At 36.9% G+C, this 515-nt stretch carries 1 protein-coding gene; it reads right to left on the bottom strand.

Translation table 11 applies throughout. The features are described 5' to 3' along the window. A partial coding sequence (locus ACFRAE_RS17750; protein ID WP_422798507.1) for a phage integrase SAM-like domain-containing protein occupies positions 1 to 515 on the bottom strand: 515 nt, incomplete at both ends.

The raw sequence follows: 515 nt of genomic DNA on the forward strand, positions 1-515 counted from the left end.
TTTTTGATCTGCTTCTTTGCAGCCGCTTCTCCAATAACTTTCTCACGGTCAATTGTTAGATATTTATAAAATTTTGTCGCAAAAGAATAGTCGATTGTTTCTAGGTCTAAGTCAGCCGAACGATAGTTCTTGGTGATAAATTCTGCTATTTTATTTCTTGTAGCCTTCCATTGTCTGAGCGTTTCTGCAGATCGGATTCTCTTGCGTACCATTTCTGTAAAATCTTGCACATGTTGGTCAGCGAGAGCTAATATGGATCTTGTTTGGCTTTCATTTGAGTTCTGGGATTCACCAGGCTTGTAATCAGCAGAAAGTCCTTTGTATACATTTCTAACCATAATAGGAGAAATGTATTCGTGCTCAAATTGTAGTTTAAAAAAATGTCTCTCCAGATCACTTTCAATCTGATTAATGCGAGAATTGATCAGTTTAGCATCCAAGCAGCCATATACACGCTTTGTTTTGCTGTTCCAATTTTTTGCAGGAATTTTCTTTCCAATGGAAAATTCTGACTC

Origin of the sequence: Sphingobacterium sp. HJSM2_6 (assembly GCF_049316305.1) — a bacterium.
In the GTDB taxonomy this organism is placed as follows: domain Bacteria; phylum Bacteroidota; class Bacteroidia; order Sphingobacteriales; family Sphingobacteriaceae; genus Sphingobacterium.